This is a genomic window from Rufibacter soli, from assembly GCF_054781795.1.
Window position 1 is genome coordinate 600,454 of record NZ_BAAGTS010000005.1, and the last position, 22,547, is coordinate 623,000.

The window sequence follows — 22,547 nt, forward strand, 5'->3', positions numbered from 1 at the left end:
CCCTTGCGTAGAAGCACAGGATACGAGAAAGGCTGTTCCTGCTTTTATGAAAGAAGATTTCCTTCACTACGTCTGGCGCCATCAATACTTCCTAAAAGACCACTTGTGCACCACTGCAGGGGAGGAAGTAGTAGTCCTGCACCCGGGTTTCTACAACCGGGCAGATGCCGGACCAGACTTTTCGGGCGCCCGCCTCCTGGTGGGCCAAACGGAATGGGTAGGCAGCGTGGAACTGCATCTGCTGGCTTCTGACTGGCGCCGGCACCGGCACCAACAAGACGGCAAATACAACCAGGTGGTATTGCATGTGGTGTGGGAGGAAGATGAGAAAGTGCAGAGGGAGGAAGGGTCTGAAATGCCTACGCTGGAGCTGCGTGGTAGAGTGGATTTACCTTTGCAGGCCCGTTACCAGGAACTGCTCTGGAGCCAGGAGGAAATTCCTTGCGCCGGGCAGGCGTCCGTTGTGAACCCCGTCTACAAATCTGCCATGATGGATAAGACCCTGCTGGAAAGGCTGGAACAAAAGGCAGATCTGGTACTGGAGCGGTTCACTCAAACCCGGCAGGACTGGGAAAGCACGGTGTACCAGACCATGGCGGCGGGCTTCGGGTTCAAGATCAACCAACAAGGCTTTACCCAACTTACCCAATTGGTACCGTTGAGGCTCGTTACCCGTTACCGGCACTCCCCGTCGCAACTGGAAGCCTTAATTTACGGTCAGGCCGGTTTGTTGGGTGCGCCAGACCACAGGGATGCCTATTTACAAAATCTGGCTTTGGAGCACTACTACCTCACTCAGAAACATAGTTTGCCTGCTCCCTTGCCCCAAAGCGCCTGGAATTACCTGAGGCTCAGGCCTGCTAATTTCCCAGCGGTACGGGTAGGGCAGTGGTTGGCGGTGCTGCAGGCGCACCATCATCTCTGGGCAGACCTGGTGGCGTGTGAATCCTTAGAGGAATTTTTAATTTATTTCAGGCATTCCCCGCCTTTGTATTGGCAGCAACACTATGCACCCGGCAAAACGGCGGCGCAACCACACCAAAGAATTGGGGAGGAAAGTATTCAGGGGTTATTGATCAATATAGTAGGCCCACTGCTAATGACCTACAGCCGCCTCCAGGACAATGTCGGGTCCCAGGAAAAGGCGGTGGCCTTGTTGGAAAACCTTCCCAAAGAGCAGAATAAAATCACCCGCCTGTTTGCGGGCCTGGGCTTCCCGCACACCTGCGCCGCTGACTCCCAGGCCTTGTTGGGCCTATACCAAAACTACTGTGCTCCCAAGAAATGCTTACATTGCAGCATCGGGCACCGCCTGCTGAAACAGAACCAATCACCCGCATGAACCTGCTGAACTGGCTGCATCTTCCTTTCTTCTTTCTGTTGGTTTATCTCCTCTGGTCCCAGGCCCGGCAAAACCAGGTATTACGGCGGTTCTTTTGGCCCGCGCTGTTGCTTAAATTGACAGCTGGCGTGTTGCTGGGATATATCTACCAGAAGTATTTTGGCGGAGGGGATATGTGGTTGTTCCATCAACAAGCAAGTGCGGTTAAGGCAGCAGCCCAGGAAGATCCAAATCAATACATACGGTTACTGCTTTTCAATGAGGTAGGAGAAATGCCCATTGGGTTCTCCCGATGGCCGGGCTATTCCAATTCCTTTTTCTTTATTAAACTGCTCAGCCTTCTCCATTTCCTGACCGGAAGCTCTTTTTTAGGCAGTGGATTATATCTCTCCTTGTTTAGTTTCTGGGGATGTTGGTATCTAATAGACAAGTTGCAACGTTACTTTCCAGCGTATGGCACCGGAGCAATTATTGCATTTCTGTTTTTCCCCTCAGTAGTTTTCTGGACGAGTGGCGTTTCCAAAGACAGTGTGTTTATGGGAAGCCTCTGCCTTACAATAGGGTTGGTGCTGCAACTAAGTAAGACCGAAGAAAAAGTAGTCAGACTTCGCAATTGTATCCTTCTGATAGCTAGCGTGTATCTTCTCTGGAAAATCAAGTTTTTTCTGGCTGTGGTAATTTTAGTGCTCCTTTTTACCTGGCTATTGATGCTATGGTTAACTAAGCAGGTAAATTGGTTGCAGCCGAAGGGCAGGCAACTACTAGCTTGGGGAGCGTTACTGGCAATAGGCACCTTTGTGGCCTCCTTTGCGCACCCCACCTTCAACCTGGATTTTTTTGCGCGGCATATTGTTTGGAATTACAGGAACCTGCTGGCAAAATCTGATCCAACTAAACCACTGTTGCTGTTACGGGGCCTAGAGGAAAATCTCTGGTCGGTTGTCAAGCACGCGCCTGAGGCGGTGTTCCAAATGGTATTCCGGCCGTTTGTCTGGGAACCGGCGCCCTTGTTCTACAAGATGGCTGGGGTGGAAAATTTACTTTTACTGGTACTGGTCCTCGTAACTATACTTTTCCTTTTGTACAAAAGGCAATGGCCCCGCCTGCCGGGATTTCTGGCCATATTGCTCGCATTCTTTTTCATTGGGGCGGTGCTCATATCGCTGCCCACGCCTAATCTGGGTACACTTTTTAGGTACCGGGCACCTTTGCTGCCGTTTTTCCTAATGGTGGTGCTCACTTGGGGACCCTGGCAGATGTGGTTCAATGGGCTAATCAGGCGGCGGGGCTAACCTATTCCGTTTTCTTTACCTATTTTTGCAGGCTGTTCTGTTTTAAGCCCATTTTTTCAAAAACAGGTTCAAAACGCAGATCATTTTCCCTATGGAGGGAAAAACTCAGGGTCTTTTACTTTAAAGGAATCAGGCCATGTAACTATTTAACCCGAAGAAGATTATGCAGAATCCTGTAATTATATTAGGTGCCCAAGAACTAGGTGTGTTGGCGTTAGACGCCTTCCAGAGCAATGACGTGGTAGTGTATTGTTTCCTGGATGACCAGGTAGCGCTGCAACAGAAAGAAGTGAATGAAATCACAGTGATGGGTAACACCGAGGATGAGAAGATCCTGAAGCTGCTGGGCAAGAAATGCGACGTGTTTGTGGCCGCTGAGGACATGGCCGCCCGTAAGAGCCTAGTGAAAATGCTGAAAGAAGACTACCAGGTGGTACCGGTGAACGCCATTCATAAATTCAGCTATGTGTCTGAGCACGCCTGGCTGGGCCATGGTAACTTCATCCAAGCGGGGGCTATTGTGAATGCCAACGCCAAGATCGGTGAGAATTGCCTCATCGGGTCCAGAGCGGTAGTAGACGCCCACGCGGTGCTGGAAGACAACGTGCAGTTAGGCCCTGGTGCCATGATCAATCCGGGCGTGACCGTAGCCGAAGGAGCCTTTATTGGAACCGGGGCAGTAATAGTCTCCGGGGTGAAAATTGGCAAGAACGCCCGTGTAGGGGCTGGCGCCGTGGTAATCGCCGATGTTCCAGCCAAGCAAACCGTTTTCGGAAATCCGGCCAAGGCCGTTTAGGTTTTTAGATCCAAGACATAAGACACAAGATTTAGGCCTAGTGAAATCTTGAAATATCAAGACTCAGAACTTAGGGCCAGCGACTCAGAACTGACAAAGGTCATTTTCTGTTTACAGGCTGTTTTCTGTAAATTCGCACCAAAACAAAAACGCTGGTGTTTCCAGAATTAGCACATCAGCATATTAACAAATTAGCACATTAACTACACTTAGTCTGAAACTAAGCACGTATGAAAACCTACAGTATCTTACTCTATTACCACTACACCAAGATTGAAGACCCGGAGCTTTTCCGCGAGGAGCATCATTTGCTATGCTTGAAGCTGAACCTGCTGGGCCGCATCATTGTCGCGCCCGAAGGGTTGAACGGAACCGTTTCGGGCTTGACCGAGGATTGTGAGGCCTATATGGCCGCCGTAAAAGCTGATCCCCGTTTTGAGGGCATTGACTTTAAGGTAGACTACGCAGATGCCCACGCCTTCACCAAACTGCACGTGCGCCATAAGCCCGAGATTGTGCATGCGGGCCTCCGTAACATTGACCCCACCGAGCGCACCGGCGTGCATTTGTCACCTACGGAGTTTCGGGATATGAAAGACCAGGACGATGTGGTGGTGCTGGATGTGCGCTCTGACTATGAGCACAGCATGGGCAAGTTCAAGAACGCCGTTACGCTGGACATTGAGAACTTCCGGGAGTTCCCGGAGAAGATAGATGAGCTCAAGGAAAAGTACGAAGGCAAGAAAATCCTGACCTACTGCACCGGCGGCATCAAGTGCGAGAAAGCCAGCGCCTTTTTGCTGGAAAAGGGGTTCGAGAACGTGTACCAGTTGCACGGCGGCATCATCAAATACGGCATGGAAGCCGGTGGCGAAGACTTTGAAGGCAAGTGCTACGTGTTTGACAACCGCGTGGCCGTAGACGTGAATACCGTGAACCCGGTGGTCATCTCCCGGTGCCACGTGTGTGAAACGCCTTCGGCCAGGATGGTGAACTGCGCCAATCCGCACTGTAACCTGCACGTGCCCATTTGCGAGAGCTGCGGCACCAAAATGGACGGCGCCTGCTCTACCACCTGTCAGGAACATCCAGACAAACGGCCGTATGACGGCACCGGTTATTACCAGAAGAACACCAACGGCTACAACCCGTACAAAGGTCTGAACCGCCGCAAGACGGAGCAGCCCAAGGCCCTGTAGCGAGAAAGATATATTCCTTGAAAAAGCGCCACGAGTTGCCTGCCGGCAGCAGGAGTGGCGCTTTTCTGCTTACTCAGGTCAGGAAAGCCTGGTCTGTTTTCATTGTTCCACCTAGCACCTTACCACTATGGCCCGCATTCCGGAGTCTGAATTAATCCTGAACCCAGACGGTAGCATCTACCATCTTAACCTGCTGCCTGAGCAGATCTCTGACACCATCATCACCGTAGGTGACCAGGACCGCGTGGCCCGGGTGAGCCGTCACTTTGATTCCATAGAAGTGCAGGTGGCCAAGCGCGAGTTCGTGACCCATACCGGGTATTACAAAGGCAAGCGCATTTCGGTGGTATCTACGGGCATAGGTACAGACAACATTGACATTGTGTTCAATGAGCTGGACGCGCTGGTGAACATTGATTTCGTGAGCCGCGAGGCCCTGGAGCAGGAAGACCGCATTTCCCTGAAAATAGTGCGTATTGGTACTTCGGGCTCTTTGCAGGAAGACGTGCCGCTGGGGGCCCACCTAGCCACCGAGTACTCCCTGGGCCTGGACACCCTCATGCAGTTTTACCCACTCATGGAGACCGGTTATGAGACTGAGATAGCGGTCAACCTGCAGTTAGCCTTAGGTATGGGCTTTTTGCCTTACTGTGCCAAAGGCTCTGACCTGTTGCGCGAGCAACTAGGTTTTGACATGATTCACGGCAACACGGTTACCTGTCCTGGCTTCTATGGCCCGCAGGGTAGATTGCTTCGGCTGCAGCCCAAGATTGAAAACGTAATCCAGAAACTGAGCAATTTTAGGTTTGAAGACGTGCGGCTGACCAACTTTGAGATGGAAACGGCCGGTATGTATAGCCTGGGTCGCTTGTTGGGCCATGAGGTACTGTCCTTAAACGCGATAGTTGCCAACCGCATCACCAACCAGTTTGCCGCCAACCATGAAGAGGTAATTGATGACCTGATTTTAAAGGTGCTTAACAGAATTTAAGCAAATAGACTTTGCTTTAGTAAAAATGCCCCGGTGGAGAGACCGGGGCATTTTGTTTTGTATGGGCTAGGCCTGCATAGAGCCAGGAAAGTAATTAAAAGAATTCCACCCCCAAAATAGAAGAGGTAGGCAAAGAGGCGCCAGATTTAAGGGAAGTGAATTCCTTGTCGGCTTGCCAGATGGTGGTCTGCATTCTAAGTACTTCGCCAGAGGCCACCTGAAACGTGATCTCTACCTTTCCGTGGTAGCCATTGCCCAGCAGGCTGGCCCGTTCCAGGTCATGCAGGCGTTTCTTCCGGGCGTCTTGGTCTGGAAGCACATCCTGGGTACTGAATTGAAGCTCCGGAATGATTTCTTTTTCCACCAAAGGGTATGACGATGCGGTATTTTCCAAAACGAGTTAATTAGGGTAAATGAAAAATTATTTGATATTCCCTTAAAACGACAGTCAACGTAATTCAGCTATCTGTTAAATAAAAAAACTGCCTTAAAAGTCTGGTTTAAGGCAGTTTTTAGAAAAACAGGCTAGAAACAGCCTACAATGTTAAAAGGAATTCCAGGGTATCTACCCCGTCTGCATAATCACTTACCGCGGGACATTGGGCCTGGCCAAACGCGAAGCTTTTCTCCCAAACGCCTTCCTTGGAAACCACGCACTGCAGCTTCTCCTGCACCTGCTCCAGCTTCTCCCTTAGGTCTTGGTCATTCACGTAGGTTTCATAGAACAGCACCGAGATAGGGGAGACCAGTTGTTTGCTTTCGGTGACCATCAAAAAGCCGTTGTCCAGGTGCGGCACGCCGTTCACCAGCAGGATAGACTTGTTGTAGTCATAGTTGTTGCGGTATTTGTGGTGGTCTACCACGTCTTTCTTGTATTCCAGGGCCTCAAAGAAGGGCGTGAAATCATAGCCTTCGGGCACGTAGGCTTTGGCCACGTTGCGGCAGCCCAAACCGTAGTAACGCAGGATGTCATCGCCTAAGGCGGAAAGCTCTTCCTTGGTTTCCTGACCGGTAAGCACAGCCACGCTGGTGCGGTTTTTTCTGATGATGTGCGGCCGCTTGGCAAAGTAGTACTCAAAGTAACGGGCGGTGTTGTCTGAGCCGGTGGCGATGATGGCGTCAGATTCCTTGAGCATGGGCACAAACTGTACCTGCGTGCCAAAGCGGTCGTCCAGCTCAATCAATTTGTCTAGGAGATGTTTCACTAAAAACGGGTCATCTGAACTAGGCTTGGCCAGCAGAATATGGCCCGAGAGCAAGATGCACAAGGCATCATGGAAACCCACCGCCGGAATGTTGCCGGCCATGACTACACCTACTTTCTTAGGGTTGGGTTGCGTTTCAGGGATGTCATATTGGGCTACCCAGTTCTCCAGTTGCTCTGGCTGCAGCATGTGGGCAATGCCGTCCAAGGCCGCCGAAACATTTGGTAGGTCAAAGAAGTTATTGTGCTGCCCGGCCCGTCTGGCCAGGTACTCGGGTTCCTCCTGGGGTAAATGCCGTAAATAATCGCCTAATTTGATGAATGCGGAAAGTCTATTTTTGAAAGATAGCATGAAGGAGTAACAGTGGAAACGTGAGAAACGTTTGATACAATGCGCGCTAAGTATTACTTTTGCCCGCGGAATGGCGTACCGGTTGCCGGTGCAAAATTACTAAAAAGAAACAGGAGATACGATTATGGCGATAATGATAACGGATGAGTGTATCAACTGCGGCGCATGTGAGCCGGAGTGCCCCAACACGGCTATCTACGAAGGTGGTGTGCAGTGGACCTGGGGAGATGGTACCTCTCTGACCAAAGTAGAGATTGACGGCGGCGAAACCGTAGACGGCAAAGCGCCCCAGCCCCCCATCTCAGATGAATTCTACTACATTGTCTCAGACAAGTGCACCGAGTGCGTTGGTTTCCACGAGGAACCCCAGTGCGCCGCCGTGTGCCCGGTTGACTGCTGCGTTGATGACCCAGACTACCGTGAGGCCGAGGAAGACCTGTTGGCCAAGAAAGAGTGGCTGCACGCTGCCAGCTAATAGGCTCGTTAATACAAGTAAAAGAGTAAAAGCCCGCCCTCTAGCGGGCTTTTCTTATGTATAGCTACGCGTTATATGGAGTTGCCAACTGTTTAGAAAGAAACCGCTAATCTGTTTTGGGCCTGTTTTCTTAAAAACACCCCTAAAACGCACCACTCCTCCAGACTATCTTCCAAGAACTAAGGGCGCACATCCTGTAATTTGCTATTTTTGCAGCTTCATGTCACAGGAGCAGTACGGGCAACCGGTAGCACCTGAGCCCATTAACCCATTAGCACATTATCCAAGATGTCAATTCCTAAAACATATAACCCCAAAGAAGTAGAAGACAAGTGGTACGCCACCTGGCTGGAACGCGGCTTCTTCAAGTCAAAACCCAATCCTAAGAAAGAGCCTTACACCGTAGTCATTCCGCCGCCCAACGTGACGGGGGTGCTGCACATGGGGCACATGCTTAACAACACCATCCAGGACGTGCTGGTGCGCCGCGCGCGTATGCAGGGCAAGGAAGCCTGCTGGGTACCAGGCACCGACCACGCCTCTATCGCCACCGAGGCCAGAGTAGTGGCCATGCTCAAGGAGAAAGGCATCAACAAAAGTGACCTCACCCGTGAGGAATTCCTGCAATACGCCTTTGAGTGGAAGGAAAAATACGGCGGCATTATCCTGGAGCAGCTCAAGAAACTGGGCGCCTCCTGTGACTGGGACCGTACCCGCTTCACCATGGAGCCAGATTTGACGGCAGCCGTGATTGAAGTGTTTGTGGACCTGTACCGCAAAGGCCAGATTTACCGCGGCGTGCGCATGGTGAACTGGGACCCCCAGGGCCTTACCGCCCTCTCAGACGAGGAAGTGAATTTTAAGCAGGTGAACGGCAAGCTGTATTACCTTCGCTACGGCATTGAAGGCTCAGACGAGGTGCTCACCGTGGCCACCAAACGCCCCGAAACCATCATGGGTGACGTGGCCATCTGCGTGCACCCCGAAGACGAGCGCTACAAGCATTTGGCCGGCAAGAAAGCCATTATTCCATTAGTGAACCGTGCTATTCCCATCATCTTTGACGAGTACGTCGACCGCGAGTTCGGGACGGGGGTATTGAAGGTGACCCCGGCGCATGATATCAATGACTATGAGTTGGGCCAGAAGCACAACTTGCCTAGCATTGACGTGTTGAACGACAACGGTACCATCCATGAACGCGCCGGCCTGTACGTGGGCGAGGACCGCTTTGTGGTGCGTAAGAAAATCACGAAAGAGCTGGAGGCCAAAGGTCTGCTGGAGAAGGTAGAGGACTCCGTTTCTAACGTTGGTTTCTCTGAGCGTACCGATGCCGTGATTGAGCCGAAGCTCTCCATGCAGTGGTGGTGCAAGATGGACCAGATGGCCAAGCCGGCCCTGGAGAATGTCATGAATGACACCATCAAGTTGCACCCGCCCAAGTTCAAGAACATGTATCGTTCCTGGATGGAGAACGTGCATGACTGGTGTATCTCTCGTCAGCTGTGGTGGGGTCAGCAGATTCCGGCCTATTACCTGCCAGACGGCACGTTTGTGGTAGCTCGCACCGCCGAGGAAGCCTTAGAGGAAGCCCGTGTCAAGACCAACAATCCGCAGCTGCAGTTAACAGATTTGCGTCAGGACGAAGATGTGCTGGATACCTGGTTCTCTTCCTGGCTGTGGCCCATCTCGGTGTTTGACGGTTTCAAGGACCCAGACAACGAGGACATCCTGTATTATTACCCCACCAATGACCTGGTAACCGCCCCTGAGATTCTGTTCTTCTGGGTGGCCCGTATGATCATGGCCGGGTATGAGTTCCGTAAGGAGCTGCCGTTCCGGAACGTGTACCTCACCGGTATTGTGCGTGACGCGCAGGGCCGCAAGATGTCCAAGTCGTTGGGCAACTCCCCGGACCCGCTCGTGCTTATTGAGCAGTACGGCGCCGATGGCGTGCGCGCGGGCATGCTCTTCAGCTCACCGGCGGGCAATGACTTGTTGTTTGACGAGAAACTCTGCGAGCAGGGCCGTAACTTCAGCAACAAGATCTGGAACGCCTTTAGGCTCATCAACGGCTGGGAAGTAGACGAGACCCTGCCAAACCCGAACGAGAAAGCCATTAAGTGGTTTGACTCCAAGTTCAATGAGGCCCTTAACGTGCTGGAAGACCACTTTGAGAAGTTCCGGATCTCAGATGCTCTGCTCACGGTCTATAAATTGGTGTGGGACGATTTCTGCTCGTATTACCTGGAGATGATCAAACCGGCCTTCGGGTCACCAATTGATCCTGAAACGCTGCAGACCACGTACGGCTACCTGGAGAAACTCATGAAGGTGTTGCACCCATTCATGCCGTTCATCACCGAGGAGATCTGGAACAGCATGAAAGAGCGTACGGCAAAAGATTGCCTGGTGGTAGCATCATGGCCAGAGAAAGGCCGCATTGACGCCGATCTGCTCAAGCAGACCGAGTACGTGCTTACCGTGGTGGGCCAAATCAGGAACGTGCGTAACAGCAAGAACCTTTCGCCGGCCAAAAAGCTGGCCCTGCACGTGCGCATGGTAGACGGCAAGAACGCCATTGCCGGGTATGAGACCCTGGTAGGCAAACTGGCCAACCTCTCTGAGATTCAGGAAACCGACCAGCAACTGGACAACGCCCTTTCTTTTGTGGTAGACAGCTCTGAGTTCTTCATCCCGATGGAGGGCACCATTGACGCCGCCGCCGAGCGGGAACGTATTCTCAAGGAACTGGACTATACCAAAGGCTTCCTGGCCAGCGTGGAGAAAAAACTGAGCAACGAGCGCTTCGTGGCCGGCGCCCCAGAGGCCGTCCTCACCGCGGAACGCAAAAAGCAGTCAGACGCTGAGGCTAAAATCGCAGCGCTGGAGCAAAGTCTGTCGGCCTTGCCGATGGAATAGGGATTGTTCATATAATTACATAAAAAGGGGCTGCTCCATTTGGAGCAGCCCCTTTTTCGTTTTAAGCCTGTTTTTCTGAAAACTGCCTCAAAACGTTACATAGTGTACGAGTCCAGGCGGGTCCAGGTGACGGCGCCGTTTTTCACGGTGTAACGGAGGATCATGTGACCGCCGTTGTGTCCGTCTTCAAAGTAGGCAAGGGCGTAGTGGTCGTTCAAAATCCGAATGTCCCGAATGGCCATGGTGCCGCCCACGGAACCAGAGGCGTTCAGCACGGTTTTCTGCTTGCGCATAAGGTCGTTCATCAAATCCGCTTCGGGGTTTTTGAGGCCCTGGCGTTTGAGGCGGGCAATATCTGCCTCGCTCAGGCTGCCCAGTTCGTCTTCAAATTGGGTAGAGGCCGGGGGAATGATTCTTTCCTCTTCTTCCTGAAGGGTATCACCCATCTCTGGCTGAGTAGACTGGGTGGGCATGTAGGCGGTGTCTACCTGCGTAACATGGGTATAGCGCCGTACCTGTTGTTCCAGGCTGGTGATTTTCTCGTTGGCCATGGTGAGCTCGCTTTCAGCCTGGCTTTGCTTCCAGTAAAAGAAGATGGCCAGGAATAAAAGAAAGGCAAGTAAGATCAGAAATAATGCGTTTTTCATAGGTGTGTTACGTGAAGGGGCATTAATGTGCCGCGGCAAGATAAGGCTTTTACTATATTCTGCCGGGGCAGGTTCTGTAATTCCTGTTTTAAGCCTGTTTTTAAGAAAACAGGCTTAAAACAGGCCAACAAAAAAGCCTCCCCAAAAAAGGAGAGGCTTTCTCACGTGGAACAGCCAAGGCTTATCCCAAATTTCAAATCTTCGAATTAAATAGCGGTGTTAGGATCAAAGCCTTCCAGGTAATCGGCTACGCGGCGCACGAACATACCGCCCAATGAACCATCTACCACGCGGTGGTCATAGGAGTGCGACAGGAACATGAACTGCCGGATGCCTATCAAGTCACCTTCTGGCGTTTCAATGACCGCTGGCTTCTTCTTAATGGCGCCAACGGCCATAATAGCCACCTGCGGCTGCATGATGATAGGCGTACCCATCACATTGCCAAAAGAGCCCACGTTAGAAACGGTGTAGGTAGGGTCAGCCAGATCAGCTGGGGTTAGTTTATTGATGCGGGCGCGGTTGGCCAGATCATTCAGGCGCTTGGAGATGCCGTTGAGGTTCATCTGATCAGCGTTGTGAATCACGGGCACAATCAGGTTACCGCTTGGCAGGGCCACGGCCACACCAATGTTGATGTCACGCTTCTTAATGATGCGGTCGCCGTCTACGCTCACGTTGATCATTGGGAAGTCCTTAATGGCCTTCACAATGGCTTCAATGAAGATAGGGGTGAAGGTCAGGTTCTCGCCTTCGCGCTTCTTATAAGAATCTTTGTTTTTGTTGCGCCAGTTCACAATGTTGGTCACGTCTGCTTCCACAAACGAGGTCACGTGCGGAGAGATGCGCTTGCTGTCTACCATGCGTTGCGAGATCATCTTACGCATGCGGTCCATCTCAATTATCTCCACGTTACCGCTGTAAGACTGGGCCGGGGCTGGTATTGGAGCAGCGGCAGGCGCAGGTGCTGCCTGTTGCGGCGCGGCCTGCGGGGCCGGCGCTTGTGGCTGCGCGGCGGCTGGTTGAGCTGCCGCAGGAGCGTTTCCGCTTTGGCGGTTGGCCACGTATTCCAGAATGTCTTTCTTGGTCACGCGTCCCTCATTGCCGGTGCCGGGTACAAACTCCAGTTCCTGCATGGTAATGCCTTCCTCGCGGGCAATATTCATTACCAGCGGGGAGTAGAAACGGCCGGAGGCGGGTTGTTCCAGACGTTGTGAGGTTTGGGCTGTGGCCTGGGGTGCCTCGGCGGGGTGAGCGGCGGGTTGGGTGGTAGGCTGGGCAGCAGGGGCAGCCTGTTCAGTAGCCGGAGCGGCAGAAGGCTGGTCATCGCCACCGGTGCTGATGATGGCAATAGGGGCGCCTACGGCTACCACCTGTCCTTCCTGTACCAGGATCTCTTTCAATACACCGGCTTGAATGGCGGGCACTTCGGTGTCCACTTTGTCGGTGGCCACTTCCAGCACAGATTCGTCCTGCTCAATGGTGTCGCCAACTTGCTTCAACCATTTAAGCACGGTACCTTCCATAATACTCTCGCCCATTTTGGGCATCACCATTTCTACAAGGGCCATATTGTCAGTAGTTCAGTTATCAGTTTAGCGCACCCAGAAAACAGGTTTTCTGGGCGGGTTAAAAACGAAAGGTACTCAGTTCTATGCAAGGTACATAAAAACAGAAAAAGGATTTCTGTTATCTGCCTTCAGATTTGGGTAACCTAACCGTTGTTAGGCAAAATTAGAAAATTTTGGTTATCCCGCCACGTGGGCAGGTAAACTTTGCCGCACCAGGTTCAAGACCTGCAAGGCCGTGTACTCTATATTGAGCAGGCGGGTTTTGTTGTAGCTTATTTTGCGGGCCACGGTTTGGTGGGCATCTGCGTAGGCAATCCAGATGGTGCCCACAGGCTTTTCGGGGGTGCCGCCGTCTGGCCCGGCAATACCGCTGGTGGCAATACCAATATCTGTCTGCAGTAACTGGCGAACGCCCTGGGCCATGGCCTTCACGGTTTCCTCGCTTACGGCGCCGTGCTGGCCCAGCAGTTCCTCGGAAACACCCAACTGTTTTGTCTTCACGGCATTACTGTAGGCCACCACGCTGCCCGTAAAATAGGCCGAGCTGCCGGGTACGCTGGTAATTTTGTGGGCCACCAAGCCGCCGGTGCAGCTTTCTGCCGTGGCCAGGGTCAGGTTCCTGGCTTTCAGCTGCTGACCGATGGCTTCTTCCAAAGAGACTTCGCCGTAGGCGAAAATAGCGTCTGGGATAAGCTTGGTTACTTTGTCAACCTGTTCCTGCAGTTGGGTTTCCAGGTCATGCACGCCATCTGAGAGGCCAGTCAGGCGCAAGCGCACGCCGGCCAGGTAAGGGAGGTAGGCTAGTTTCAGGTTTTCGGGGAGGTTGTCTTCCCAGTCGGCAATGGCCTCTGCCAGGAAAGACTCGCCTACGCCAATGGTCTGGATGATCTTATGGATGATCTTAGGAAGGCTGAATTGCTGTTGCAGGCGGGGCAAGACCGTGTCTGTGACCATGCGCTTCATCTCAAAGGGCACACCGGGCATAGAGATGACCAAGGCACCTTGGGTTTCAAACAACATGCCGGGCGCGGTGCCCAGGGGATTCCGGATGGGGGTACAGGTAGCTGGCAGGAACGCCTGCTGCCGGTTGACCTCCAGCATAGGCCGGTTGTATTTCCTGAAAATGACTTCTACATCGTCTAAGGACGGCTGGTGCAATTGCAATTCCGTGTTAAAGTACTCGGCCAGCGTGTGTTTGGTCAGGTCATCTTTGGTGGGCCCCAGTCCGCCGGTCATGAGAATGACCTGGGCGCGGGAGAGGGCTTGAGTGAGGGCGTCTTTGATGGCCTTCGGGTTATCAGAGATGCTGGTGATCTGCCGAACCCTAACCCCAATAAGGCCCAGTTCCTGACCCAGCCAGGCGCTGTTAGTGTCAATCACCTGGCCATACAGTAGCTCATCGCCTATGGTAATGATTTCTGCCGATATTTCTTTTTCCATTTATTTGGCTTGATTTATGCGTAGACGGTACAGACACGTATTCCCTCAAATGTAATAAACATGTACGCACCTATGAAGAAACTACTCTCTTCTTACTTTGTTTTAACCGGACTCTTGCTAATAGGCCTTTCTGGTTGTACGGCCAGCCAGATTCAACAGACCATGGACGGCGTCATGCAGACCACCGGCCAGTCAGGATCCCTTACCCAGTCTGAGGTAAACATGGGTCTGAAACAGGCTTTGTCTCAAGGTATTAACAAAGGCGCTACCCAGGCTGCCCAGACCGATGGCTTCTACAAAAACAGCCTTATCAGAATCCCTTTCCCTCCGGATGTGAAGAAGGTGGAAAACACGCTACGGTCAGTTGGGCTGGGCTCTGAGGTAGACAAGTTTATCCTGAGCCTGAACCGCGGCGCCGAAGACGCTGCCAAAAGTGCAGCCCCTATCTTCTTGAACGCCATCAAGCAGCTCACCTTTAGTGATGTCTGGAACATTCTGCGCGGCGAGAAAGATGCCGCCACCCAGTACCTGAAACGCACCACTACCTCGCAGTTGACCACGGCGTTCAGCCCCATCATGAAGCAGAGCCTGGACCGCGTGAACGCCACTAAGTATTATTCAGAACTGGTGAACCGCTACAACAAAATTCCGGTGGTGCAGAAAGTGAACCCAGACCTGGAGTCTTACGCTACCCAGAAAGCCATTGATGGGCTATTTACCTTGGTAGCCCAGGAAGAAGCCAACATCAGAGAGAACCCTATTGCCCGCACCACTGAACTGTTGAAGCGGGTGTTTGGCTCCAGATAACAAGTAACCTAATTATAGCAAAAGGCTGACCGTCCTACCTGCAGGTGGACGGTCAGCCTTTTTTGTTGAAGGGCCTAAGGCAAGTTTGCGTGGGCAAAAGGTACCAGTATCTTTTGTATAGTCTCATATAGGTTGTAATTCAGGCTCAGTTCTTTAAATCATGGTTTTGAATTTTCTTATTCCAAGACACAGGACAGAGGGGTTGCTGGTTTTGACCATTTTTTGAAAAAATAGGCTAAAAACGGGCAAACTTTATGAAGCAATGAGCGGTAAAAGGCAGGGAGTTCTTTTTTGCCGCTTAACCATGACATATTCTAAACTGCCGTACCATCGGCTGGAAAATAAAGCTGACTTAGATATTCTACTGGAAGACATTGGCGATGCCCGCATTGTCATGCTGGGTGAGGCCTCCCACGGAACCTCAGAATACTATGGCTGGCGCACCGCCATTTCTAAGCGCCTTATTGAGGAGAAAGGCTTTACGTTTATTGCCGTGGAAGGCGACTGGCCCGACTGTTTTCAGGTGAATAAATTTGTGAAGGGCCTCTGCAAACCCGGCACCAAGGTCTCTGACGTGCTCAAGAACTTTAACCGTTGGCCTACCTGGATGTGGGGTAACTGGGAAGTAGCTGCGCTGGTAGAATGGCTAAAGGAACACAATGACCGGCCTAATACCAGTTCTGCGGGTTTTTATGGCCTAGATGTCTACAGCCTGTGGGACTCTCTTAACCGCATCATGAAGTACCTGGAGCAGAAAGACGGCAAAGCGGTAAAGGCCGCCAAGGAAGCCTTCAAGTGCTTTGAGCCCTACAGTTCAGACCCACAGGAATATGCCCGCGCCGTAGCCTACGTCTCTGAAGATTGCGAGGACGAGGTGCTGGCCATGCTGCAGGAACTGGGCAAACGGGAGCAAAGCGAGCCCAAGAACTCTGAAGCCCTGTTTGACGCCGAGCAGAACGCCCTGGTGGCCGTGAATGCCGAGCGCTATTACAAGGCCATGATACGAGGCGGCGGAAGCTCCTGGAACGTGCGTGATGAGCACATGATGGAGACGTTGAACCGCCTGCTGGAATTCCATGGCCCAGACTCCAAAGCCATTATCTGGGAACACAATACCCACATAGGCGATGCCCGTTTCACAGACATGGCCCGTGCCGGGATGGTGAACATTGGGCAACTGGCCCGTGAGCAGTACGGCCGGGAAAGTGTGTACCTGGCGGGCTTTGGGTCTTATGAAGGTTCCGTGATTGCCGGTGACTCTTGGGGGGCTCCCATGAAAAAGATGGATGTGCCGCCGGCCCGCAAGGGCTCCTGGGAAGAATGGCTCCATAGCCTGGGCGCCACTGACAAGCTCCTGTTATCACGGGAACTGCGGGAGGTAGAAGAACTTCGCCAGCAGATTGCCCACCGGGCCATTGGCGTGGTCTATGACCCTAACCGTGAGGCCTACGGCAACTATGTACCCACCATCATCCCAGAGCGGTATGATGCCTTCCTGTACCTGGATGAGACCGAGGCCCTACGCCCGTTCATCGTCAAAACCAAAGAGAAAGAACCACCAGAAATGTACCCAGCCAATGAGTAGTCTGGAACAATAATTAAAACAGAAAAGCCACCGCTTGCGGTGGCTTTTCTGTTTTGGGTCTGTTTTTAGTAAATCGGTCTCTAAACGTTCAGAGGCATTTAGTGCTTACGACCGCTGAGTTTTCTTGTAATGATACTCATTGATAGGCAGTTGCTCGTCGCAGAAGCTGTATTCATGGGGTACGTTAGAGCCGATGAGGACCAGGCGGTTCTGGCGGTTCTTTTCCAGGTGTTCCAGGTACCAGGCCACGCCGGCCTGGTCCAGGTTGGTAGTGGGTTCGTCTAAAAGCAGGAGCGGGGTATCCGTATAGAGGGCCAGGCCTAGTTTGAGGCGCTGGCGCATGCCGGAGGAGAAATCGCGCACCAGCTTATGCTTGGCGGCCTGTAGTTGCAGCAGGTCTGGGAGTTGTTCTGCGGTGATACCACGCAGGGCCTTAAAGCGGGTATGGAACTGAATCATCTCCACCAGGGTGAACTCCTCCAGAAGGTCCTGGTAAGGGGCAGCCATGGAAAGGTGACGATAAAGCTGTTCTACCGGAATATTCTTCCCGCCAAGAGTGTAGGAAACGGTGCCTTCAGAAGGAAGCTGAAACCCACTGATAATGGAAAGTAAAGTGGATTTCCCGGACCCGTTGTGCCCTAGCACGGCGTAGGCCTTGCCAGAGACGAACTCAAAGGACAGATTCCGGAAAATCCACTCGTAATTGAAACGCTTGCCTAAAGAGGAAAGCTTAATCTGCATCTCTCTGGTAGCCTTTAATAATGCCACGGCCCGAGTTACGCACGAAATTCACAATCTCATCACGCTCGGCACTAGGGGAAAGGTCCAGCTCAATCTTGTCTACGGCAGAAGCTGTGTTCAGGCCACTCATGAACAGGATGCGGTAAATCTGCTGGATATCAGTGATCTGCTCATTGGAGAAACCTCTTCGGCGCAAGCCAATAGAGTTTACCCCGGCGTAAGAAAGCGGCTCACGGGCGGCCTTGATGAACGGAGGCACGTCTTTGCGCACCAGAGAACCACCTGAGACCATGGCGTGGGCGCCAATGCTCACAAACTGGTGCACTGCCGAGGTGCCGCCAATAAATACATGGTCATGGATCACAATATGGCCAGCCAATTGTACCCCGTTGGCTACAATCACGTTGTTTCCAATAATACAGTCATGGGCCACGTGCACATAAGCCATAATCAGGCAGTTGTTGCCAATGGCGGTGGTATTTTTATCTAAGGCCGTACCGCGGTTCAGGGTCACGCACTCTCTAATGATGGTGTTGTCACCAATGGTCACGGTAGAAGGTTCGCCTTTGTACTTAAGATCCTGGGGTGGGGCAGAGATCACCGCGCCCGGGAAAATCTGGCAGTTCTTGCCAATACGAGCGCCTTCCATGATGGTCACGTTAGGGCCAATCCAGGTTCCTTCGCCAATTTCCACGTCTTTAGAGATGGTGGTAAAGGGCTCAATCACCACGTTGGTGGCAATTTTAGCTTCGGGGTGGATGTATGCTAGCGGTTGGTTCATGCGTCTTTTCTTACAATGCTGGCAGACATCTCTGCTTCCATTACCAATTGACCCGCCACATAGGCCTGGCCCTGCATTTTAGCAATACCGCGCTTGATAGGCGCCAATAGCTCACATTTGAAAACAATGGTGTCACCGGGCATTACCTTACGGCGGAACCGGCATTTATCTATCCCCAGAAAGTAGGTCCAGTAGTTCTCTGGATCTGGCACGGTGCTCAATACCAGAATACCGCCCGTCTGGGCCATGGCCTCAATCTGCACCACACCCGGTAAAACGGGGTTGCCCGGGAAGTGGCCCTGAAAGAATTGCTCGTTCATGGTCACGTTCTTGATACCGGTCACGGTGGTTTCATCCAGGTGGATGATCTTGTCTATGAACACAAATGGGTACCGGTGCGGAAGCGTCTGCATGATGCGGTTGATGTCCATGACCGGAGTCTTCTTGGGATCATACACCGGCACGTTCTTCACCGAGGAATCCTTGATGTATTTCTTGATTTTTTTAGCAAACGCCACGTTAGACGCGTGCCCAGGGCGTGCAGCCAGAATCTGTCCTTTCAACGGACGGCCTACAAGGGCCAGGTCACCAATCAGGTCAAGGAGTTTATGGCGGGCAGGCTCATTCTTGTAGCGCAGGTCCACGTTGTTGAGGATACCTTCGCTCTTTACTTCCACCTTAGGTTTCTTGAGCAGGTCAGAGAGGTAATCAAGCTCATTTTCCTCTACCACGCGGTCTACTACCACAATGGCGTTGCTCAGGTCTCCGCCCTTGATCAGGTTCTGCTTGTAGAGCATCTCCAGCTCATGCAGGAAACAGAAGGTACGGCAGGAAGCTATCTCGTCTTTAAACTGGGTGAGGTCTGTAAGGGAGGCGTGCTGGCTACCCAGTACCGGTGAGTGGTAATCTACCATCACGGTTACGCGGTAATTGTCCAGGGGCAGGATCGCGATCTCGGTTTCGCGGGCGCCATCGCGGAACATGATCTCCTCCGGAACCTCAAAGAAGTTACGCAGGGCATTCTGTTCTTCCAGGCCCACCTCTAGCAGAGGGTTCACGAACAAGATAGAGGAACCGTCCATGATAGGAGGCTCAGGACCGTCAATCTGGATAAGCACGTTGTCTATCTCCAACCCTACTAGCGCGGCCAGTACGTGCTCCACGGTGTTCACCCGGGCGCCGTTCTGTTCAATAGTAGTGCCCCGGGAAAGGTCCACCACATTGTCTACATCAGCGTCTACAATGGGCTGCTCCGGCAAATCAATGCGCTGGAACTTGTATCCGTGGTTGATGGGAGCGGGTAAAAACGTCATGTTTGACACCACCCCGGTATGCAATCCAATACCAGATACCGTCACCGGCGCCTTAATGGTATGCTGTTTATCGTTCATGAAGCACTAGATAGGTAAAGAGGGCCCAAAGTTAACGCTTTTCTCTGAGTTCGTCTACCTGTTTCTGCAACTCGGGTAGTTTCCGGAAGACGGCCATGGCCCTGAGGTTCTGTTTATAGTCAAAAGCGGGGGCGCCCTGCACAAACGTGCCCTCTTCCTTAATGTCTTTGGAGATGCCTGATTTAGCGCCTACTATGGTTTTATTAGCGATTTTCACGTGGCCAACCACGCCTACTTGGCCGGCAATGGTGCAGTAGTCGCCTACTTTAGAAGAACCGGCAAAAGCGGTCTGGGCGGCTACCACGGTATGCTTGCCTATTTCTACGTTATGGGCCACCTGCACCAAGTTATCAATCTTAGAGCCGGTGCCAATGAGCGTAGAGCCCATGGTGGCGCAGTCTACGGTGGTGTTGGCGCCAATGCGGACATGGTCACCCAATACCACATTGCCCGTCTGCGGAATAGCCTTGTAAGAGCCGTCTTTCTGCGGCGCAAATCCGAAACCGTCGCTACCAATCACGCAGCCGGCGTTGAGGGTGCAGTGGCTGCCTATCACGCTGTCTGGGTAAATTTTCACGCCCGCGTAAATGACCGTATTGTCACCAATGGTCACGTTGTCGCCAATGTAGGCGTGGGGGTAAATGTGCACCCCTTCGCCAATGCGGCAATTTTTACCAATATAGGAAAAGGCCCCACGGTAATGGCGGCCACCAATGGTGGAGTTCTGACCGATGAAGCAGGGCTCTTCCACGCCTTCGCGCGAAGCGGCCACCGCCTGCTGGTAAATCTCCAGCAAGGTAGAGAAAGAGGAGTAAGGATCTTCTACCTGAATAAGGTTGGTAGAAATGGGCTGCTTTACCTCCAGGTTCTTGGACACGATCACGGCTGTGGCGCCGGTGGTGTACAGATAAGGCTCGTATTTGGTGTTAGACAGGAAAGAAAGTGCACCCGGGGTACCTTCCTCAATTTTAGCCAGCCGGCTTACCGTGGCGTTTCCATCTCCCACTACCTGCCCCTGGAGCAAATCAGCAATTTGTTGAACCGTAAATTCCATGGGGCAAAGTTACAGAAACAATTTTTAACCGGTGGTATTCTGGGCGGTATCTACCCGGTGACCAACTGCTTTACAGAGGCAACGGACACCGCAAATGAGTGGTGATCGGTTTAGGGCAGTTTTCAGAAAAACGGCTTTAAAACGTATTTGCCGTCAAAAGCGGAAGTAACAGAAATTTCTGAGCTAGTCTTTGATTTGTGTTTTGGGCCTGTTTTCCTGAAAACGGCCTTAAAACAGGAGAGCCTGCTCTACCTTTCTGGATGTCCTCAGAAGATTAGAATGATTACTTGGGTCACCTTCCGTTACGACTCCTTCAGCCACTCCAAAGCCGCTTGCTTGTCTGCAAAGGACCTGACCTGCAGATGAAGACCTGCCCGGGCCTGGGCCTCCTCCATTTTTTGTTCCCGGTACTGGTCTGAGGTAGTGATGCGGGCAATTTTGGTTAGGCGGGTACCTAGCAGGCTGTAGGCAATTTCCTGCATCACCTCTAAGAAGGCGGGGTCTATAATGTTCATTTCCTGGTGGCTGGAGTCCAGGAACAGCTTCTTGATATCATAGTCTTTGATGGCCTTGACCATTTCCTGGAACGCTCCCTTTATCTCTTCCAGAGTGAACAGAGACGTATCTGGCCAGTCCAGGTACAGGATATCTGTGGCCGGGTCATATTCAAGTTGGAGGAGAGTATGCTGCAAAATATCCATATGCGGGGTGACAGTTCAATGACCAATGCGCAATCGGCCTTAATCCTTGGCCGGTTGTACGAAAGGAGGCGCCAATGTTTCGCGTAAACGCCTGTTTTCTGTAAACGGCATATAAAGGGAAAATCTTGTATGGCCCTAGTGGCAAGTGTTGGGTTTGCCCCACGGAAACCGGTGCATAGGAAGTGATGTACGCTGCTCAACTGCTTAGGTGCCAAGGCTGTCAATTAAGTAAATAGGAGGTAAAAGGAAGCCAAAGCTGCCATGAGGCTAACCCATGAATTCACCTAACTATTAAGGATTTGTTAAAAGGGCCAATTCCTTTACCAGCTGTTTTGGAACTACGTATTTATTATATCGCAAGGCGTAGAAAGTATGACATGCACCGTAAAATACGGTTAGGACCCAGCGAATATTTCCATGGACCTGATGCGGTAGCAAGAACCGTAACAGGAGAAGGAGCGGCGCCAAAAAAGTACCGCGCGCCCTTAAAGGATAGGTGAAGTAAGTAGGAAGCAGCCCTGTAAGAACCTCTGCTGGTTCAGGCGCTTCAGTTAGTAGGTTTTTTTCCTGAATACCCGGTTCCCAGCCCGGTAGTGATTTCGTGGTCCACTAAGGCAACTCCCCGAAGCCTTGCATCAAGACCATGATTTTTTGCAAACAGATGTATTAGAAAAACAGGTGATCCGGTTTCCATGGTCACCTAACCCATGAAGCTATGAAACGATTAAACTATTTGGCAGTACTGTCCAGCTTGGTGGTATTTCTACTGGGATTTGGCAACCTAGCCCTTGCGCAAGACGTGAGGTTGCCAGAGATCAAGGTAATGGCCGTTAATTACAAATACCTGAATGCGGCAGACAGTTCAGAGGTGTCTGAACCCGTGAAGGCGCTGAGACGGGAAGCGGCGGCCTATGATATCAGAACGTCCAGCATGTATGAAGATGAGTATGATAACTACTCTATCTCCTTTGAGATTCCGGAGGGGAAAATCCTGGCCACCTATGATGAGAACGGAAAGCTGCTGCGCACCGCCGAGAAATTCAAAAACATTGCCTTGCCTGCCGTTGTGGCCAAAACCTTAACCAATAAGTACCCAGGCTGGAAAATATCAAAAGACGTGTACCTGGTGAGTTACAATGAGCCAAGAGGGGCCAAAAAGAAATATAAGATTACCCTTGAAAACGGCGATAAAAGAATGAAAGTGAAAACAGATGAAAAAGGGCAAATCCTTTAATAAGGAAGCCCATAAAAAAAGA

General features: G+C 51.9%; 20 protein-coding genes. 10 read left to right on the plus strand and 10 right to left on the minus strand.

All coding sequences use genetic code 11. From position 1 onward, the window contains the following. Window positions 1-46 precede the first annotated feature (46 nt). From ACYVJQ_RS16835 to ACYVJQ_RS16855, 5 genes are all read left to right on the plus strand, one after another. Window positions 47-1,342 (plus strand): DUF2851 family protein, encoded by a 1,296-nt coding sequence (locus ACYVJQ_RS16835; protein ID WP_460894274.1) that lies wholly within the window; start codon window positions 47-49, stop codon window positions 1,340-1,342. Further along, complete coding sequence (locus ACYVJQ_RS16840) at window positions 1,339-2,634, plus strand: hypothetical protein (protein WP_460894275.1); 1,296 nt, start codon at window positions 1,339-1,341, stop codon at window positions 2,632-2,634. The genes ACYVJQ_RS16835 and ACYVJQ_RS16840 overlap by 4 nt, the downstream gene beginning before the upstream one ends. 163 nt (window positions 2,635-2,797) lie before the next feature. After that, window positions 2,798-3,430: an acetyltransferase gene (locus ACYVJQ_RS16845; protein WP_460894276.1), complete on the plus strand. Its 633-nt coding sequence runs from the start codon at window positions 2,798-2,800 to the stop codon at window positions 3,428-3,430. A gap of 230 nt (window positions 3,431-3,660) precedes the next feature. Further along, window positions 3,661-4,629, plus strand: coding sequence for an oxygen-dependent tRNA uridine(34) hydroxylase TrhO (gene trhO / locus ACYVJQ_RS16850; RefSeq protein WP_460894277.1), 969 nt, complete (start codon window positions 3,661-3,663; stop codon window positions 4,627-4,629). 127 nt (window positions 4,630-4,756) lie between these two features. Beyond that, the gene (locus ACYVJQ_RS16855) at window positions 4,757-5,620 is read left to right on the plus strand and encodes a nucleoside phosphorylase (protein ID WP_460894278.1); all 864 of its coding nucleotides are present in this window, start codon (window positions 4,757-4,759) and stop codon (window positions 5,618-5,620) included. A gap of 94 nt (window positions 5,621-5,714) precedes the next feature. Here ACYVJQ_RS16855 and ACYVJQ_RS16860 read toward each other — a convergent pair whose 3' ends face one another. Then, window positions 5,715-6,014, minus strand: coding sequence for a hypothetical protein (locus ACYVJQ_RS16860; protein ID WP_460894279.1), 300 nt, complete (start codon window positions 6,012-6,014; stop codon window positions 5,715-5,717). Between the two features lie 142 nt (window positions 6,015-6,156). Beyond that, window positions 6,157-7,176: an acyl-CoA reductase gene (locus tag ACYVJQ_RS16865; protein WP_460894280.1), complete on the minus strand. Its 1,020-nt coding sequence runs from the start codon at window positions 7,174-7,176 to the stop codon at window positions 6,157-6,159. Between the two features lie 124 nt (window positions 7,177-7,300). On the opposite strand from ACYVJQ_RS16865, the gene ACYVJQ_RS16870 reads away from it, so the two are divergent. Further along, entirely contained in the window at window positions 7,301-7,651 is a 351-nt protein-coding gene (locus ACYVJQ_RS16870; RefSeq protein WP_460894281.1) for a 4Fe-4S dicluster domain-containing protein, read from the plus strand. A gap of 288 nt (window positions 7,652-7,939) precedes the next feature. Then, a complete protein-coding gene (locus ACYVJQ_RS16875; RefSeq protein ID WP_460894282.1) occupies window positions 7,940-10,573 on the plus strand; it encodes a valine--tRNA ligase in 2,634 nt (877 codons plus the stop codon). A 95-nt stretch (window positions 10,574-10,668) separates the two neighbouring features. On the opposite strand, the gene ACYVJQ_RS16880 is transcribed toward ACYVJQ_RS16875, so the two are convergent. The 3 genes from ACYVJQ_RS16880 to ACYVJQ_RS16890 form a co-directional block, all read right to left on the minus strand. Then, the gene (locus ACYVJQ_RS16880; protein ID WP_460894283.1) at window positions 10,669-11,220 is read right to left on the minus strand and encodes a hypothetical protein; all 552 of its coding nucleotides are present in this window, start codon (window positions 11,218-11,220) and stop codon (window positions 10,669-10,671) included. Window positions 11,221-11,426: 206 nt separating this feature from the next. Then, complete coding sequence (locus ACYVJQ_RS16885) at window positions 11,427-12,791, minus strand: dihydrolipoamide acetyltransferase family protein (protein WP_460894284.1); 1,365 nt, start codon at window positions 12,789-12,791, stop codon at window positions 11,427-11,429. A gap of 177 nt (window positions 12,792-12,968) precedes the next feature. Next, window positions 12,969-14,231, minus strand: a complete 1,263-nt coding sequence (locus ACYVJQ_RS16890; RefSeq protein WP_460894285.1) for a competence/damage-inducible protein A — start codon at window positions 14,229-14,231, stop codon at window positions 12,969-12,971. A gap of 72 nt (window positions 14,232-14,303) precedes the next feature. Here ACYVJQ_RS16890 and ACYVJQ_RS16895 point away from each other — a divergent pair, with 72 nt between their 5' ends. Beyond that, window positions 14,304-15,038, plus strand: a complete 735-nt coding sequence (locus ACYVJQ_RS16895) for a DUF4197 domain-containing protein (RefSeq protein ID WP_460894286.1) — start codon at window positions 14,304-14,306, stop codon at window positions 15,036-15,038. A 304-nt stretch (window positions 15,039-15,342) separates the two neighbouring features. Continuing rightward, entirely contained in the window at window positions 15,343-16,623 is a 1,281-nt protein-coding gene (locus tag ACYVJQ_RS16900; RefSeq protein WP_460894287.1) for an erythromycin esterase family protein, read from the plus strand. A 105-nt stretch (window positions 16,624-16,728) separates the two neighbouring features. Here ACYVJQ_RS16900 and ACYVJQ_RS16905 read toward each other — a convergent pair whose 3' ends face one another. The 5 genes from ACYVJQ_RS16905 to ACYVJQ_RS16925 form a co-directional block, all read right to left on the minus strand. Further along, window positions 16,729-17,364 carry an ABC transporter ATP-binding protein gene (locus tag ACYVJQ_RS16905; protein WP_460894288.1) on the minus strand — a complete coding sequence of 212 codons (636 nt, stop codon included), beginning with the start codon at window positions 17,362-17,364 and terminating at the stop codon, window positions 16,729-16,731. Further along, entirely contained in the window at window positions 17,354-18,145 is a 792-nt protein-coding gene (gene lpxA, locus ACYVJQ_RS16910; protein ID WP_460894289.1) for an acyl-ACP--UDP-N-acetylglucosamine O-acyltransferase, read from the minus strand. The genes ACYVJQ_RS16905 and lpxA overlap by 11 nt, the downstream gene beginning before the upstream one ends. Next, window positions 18,142-19,536, minus strand: a complete 1,395-nt coding sequence (locus tag ACYVJQ_RS16915) for a bifunctional UDP-3-O-[3-hydroxymyristoyl] N-acetylglucosamine deacetylase/3-hydroxyacyl-ACP dehydratase (protein WP_460894290.1) — start codon at window positions 19,534-19,536, stop codon at window positions 18,142-18,144. The genes lpxA and ACYVJQ_RS16915 overlap by 4 nt, the downstream gene beginning before the upstream one ends. Before the next feature lie 31 nt (window positions 19,537-19,567). Next, a complete protein-coding gene (lpxD, locus tag ACYVJQ_RS16920; RefSeq protein WP_460894291.1) occupies window positions 19,568-20,590 on the minus strand; it encodes a UDP-3-O-(3-hydroxymyristoyl)glucosamine N-acyltransferase in 1,023 nt (340 codons plus the stop codon). 302 nt (window positions 20,591-20,892) lie between these two features. Further along, on the minus strand, window positions 20,893-21,291 hold the full coding sequence (locus tag ACYVJQ_RS16925) for a hypothetical protein (RefSeq protein ID WP_460894292.1): 399 nt from the start codon (window positions 21,289-21,291) through the stop codon (window positions 20,893-20,895). A 715-nt stretch (window positions 21,292-22,006) separates the two neighbouring features. On the opposite strand from ACYVJQ_RS16925, the gene ACYVJQ_RS16930 reads away from it, so the two are divergent. Further along, complete coding sequence (locus ACYVJQ_RS16930; RefSeq protein ID WP_460894293.1) at window positions 22,007-22,525, plus strand: nicotinate-nucleotide adenylyltransferase; 519 nt, start codon at window positions 22,007-22,009, stop codon at window positions 22,523-22,525. Window positions 22,526-22,547 lie beyond the last annotated feature (22 nt).